Origin of the sequence: Streptomyces sp. DSM 15324 (assembly GCF_001514285.1) — a bacterium.
Taxonomy (GTDB): Bacteria; Actinomycetota; Actinomycetes; order Streptomycetales; family Streptomycetaceae; genus Streptomyces.
The window spans coordinates 49,741-52,532 of the sequence record NZ_KQ949044.1; the positions used below are offsets into that span (position 1 = coordinate 49,741).

At 72.9% G+C, this 2,792-nt stretch carries 1 protein-coding gene; it reads left to right on the forward strand.

Going from position 1 to position 2,792, the window contains the following annotated elements; all coding sequences use genetic code 11:
- Window positions 1-2,792 (forward strand): type I polyketide synthase (locus AQJ58_RS39420; protein WP_159056406.1); only part of this gene is annotated, 2,792 nt, incomplete at both ends.

Here is a 2,792-nt window from a genome sequence, read left to right on the forward strand (position 1 = left end):
GGGCGGTGCAAGGCGTTCGCGGAGGGTGCGGATGGTACGGGGTGGGGTGAGGGTGTCGGTGTGCTGGTGGTCGAGCGGCTGTCGGACGCGCGGCGCCTCGGTCACCGGGTGCTGGCGGTGGTGCGGGGCAGCGCGGTCAATCAGGACGGCGCCTCCAATGGTCTGACGGCGCCGAACGGTCCTTCGCAGCAGCGGGTGATCCGTGCGGCGCTGGCGGCCGGTGGGCTCGACGCGGCCGAGGTGGACGCGGTGGAGGCGCACGGCACGGGCACGGCTCTGGGTGACCCGATCGAGGCGCAGGCGCTGCTTGCCACGTATGGGCAGGACCGCGAACAGCCGTTGTGGCTGGGTTCGGTGAAGTCGAACATCGGGCACACGCAGGCCGCCGCGGGTGTCGCGGGTGTGATCAAGATGGTGCTGGCGATGCAGCACGGCGTGCTGCCGCGCACGCTGCATGTGGACGAGCCGTCCTCGCACGTGGACTGGTCGGCCGGCGCGGTGGAGCTGCTGACGCAGGAGCAGGAGTGGACCGGCGGGGACGGCCGGCCGCGCCGCGCCGCCGTCTCCGCCTTCGGCGTGAGTGGCACCAACGCCCATGTCGTGCTCGAACAGCTCGTCGTGGACGAACGTCGGACGATCCCTGCCGACGGACCGGTGTCGTCGGTTGTTCCGTGGGTGGTGTCGGCGCGCAGTCGGGCCGCGTTGCGGGCGCAGGCCGGTCGGCTGGCGGAGTTCGTGGCCGACGCCGGTGTGCTGGACGTCGCGGGTGTCGGTGCGGCTTTGGTCCGGTCGCGGTCGGTGTTCGAGCACCGGGCCGTGGTGTGGGGTGCGGACCGTGCGGAGCTGCTGGCCGGTCTGGGTGCGGTGGCGGCCGGTGAGTCGGCTGCGGGTGTGGTGACGGGCGAGGTCGGTGAAGGCGGCCGTACGGCTTTCCTGTTCGCCGGCCAGGGCTCCCAGCGCCTGGGCATGGGGCGTGAGTTGTACGAGGAGTATCCGGTGTTCGCGGATGCCTTCGACGCCGTGTGCGCCCACCTGGACACCGAACTGCCGCGCCCGTTGCGTGACGTGGTCTTCGGCGACGATGCCGACGTACTGAACCGTACGGAGTACGCGCAGCCCGCGCTGTTCGCGCTGGAGGTGGCGCTGTTCCGGCTGCTGGAGTCGTGGGGTGTGCGGCCGGACGTGCTGGCCGGTCACTCGATCGGTGAGATCGCCGCCGCGCACGTGGCCGGGGTGTGGTCGCTGGCGGACGCGTGCCGTCTGGTGGCCGCTCGCGGCCGGCTGATGCAGGCGCTGCCGGAGGGCGGTGCGATGGTCGCGGTGCAGGCCTCCGAGGAGGAGGTGCTGCCCCTGCTCGGCGATGGAGTGGGTGTCGCGGCGGTCAACGGTCCGCGGGCCACGGTCGTTTCGGGTGCTGCCGGTGCGGTCGAGGAGATCGCGGGGCACTTCCGCGCCCAGAACCGCAAGGTCACGGCGCTGCGGGTGAGCCATGCCTTCCACTCCCCGCTGATGGAGCCGATGCTCGACGACTTCCGTACCGTCGCCGAGAGCCTGTCGTACGAGCCGCCGCGGACACCGATCGTCTCGACCGTCACAGGGGCCTCCGCCACGGTGGAGGAGCTGACCTCGCCGGGCTACTGGGTGGAGCACGTCCGTGCGACGGTGCGCTTCGCCGCCGCCGTACGGACCCTGGACGGACAGGACGACGTCCGCCGCTTCCTCGAACTCGGTCCCGACGGCACGCTCGCCACGCTGGCGCAGGACTCCGCCACGGGCGACGACCGTGTGTTCGTCCCGGTGCTGCGCAGGAACCGGGCGGAGGTCGATGCGGTGGTGGCCGCCGTGGCCGCTGTCTTCACCGGTGGTGCGGAGGCGGACTGGTCCGCTCTCCTGCCTGCTGAAGGCTGGGTGGAGCTGCCGACGTATGCCTTCCAGCACCGGCGGTACTGGCCGGATGTCGTGCGTCCGGAGCAGGTCTCCGGAGCCGGCGGTGAGATCGACGCCCGTTTCTGGGAGGCGGTCGAGCGGGAGGATCTGGGGGCCCTGGCAGGGGAGTTGGAGCTGGGCGAGGAGGTCGTGGGGGCCGTCCTGCCGGCGCTGACCTCCTGGCGGCGGCAGAGCCGGGAACAGGCCGAGGCGGACCGCTCCCGGTACCGGGTGCACTGGGAACCGGTGACCGGTGTCCCCCGTGCTGCGGTGCTGTCGGGCCGTTGGCTGGCTGTCGTACCGGAGGGCTTCGAGGCGGACCCCTGGGGCGTCGCGGTGCGGGAGGCCCTCGCCGCGGCCGGCGCCGACGTCGAGTGCTGGACGTGCGATCCGGGTGCGGACCGCGCGCTGCTCGCCGCCCGGCTGAAGGACGTACCGCCGGTGGCAGGGGTGGTGTCCTTGCTCGCCTCCTCGGACGGGGTGACCGGCGACGGCGTACCCCTGGGCGTGTCGGGTTCGCTGGCGCTGATCCAGGCGCTGGGCGACGCGGGGGTGACGGCTCCGCTGTGGGCGCTGACCCAGGGCGCGGTCGCCGTGACTCGCGCGGACGCGGTCGTCGACCCGGTCCGGAACGCCGTCTGGGGGCTCGGCCGGGTGGCCGCCCTTGAGGCACCCGGTCGATGGGGCGGCCTGATCGACCTTCCCGCCGCCCTCGACGACACCGCCGGGAACGCCCTGGTGGCTGTGGTGGCGGGTGTGGGTGATGAGGATCAGGTGGCGGTGCGGGCGTCGGGTGTGTTCGGGCGTCGGCTTGAGCGGGTGCCGGCTGGTGGTGCTGGTGCTGGTGCTGGTGCTGGTGCTGCCGG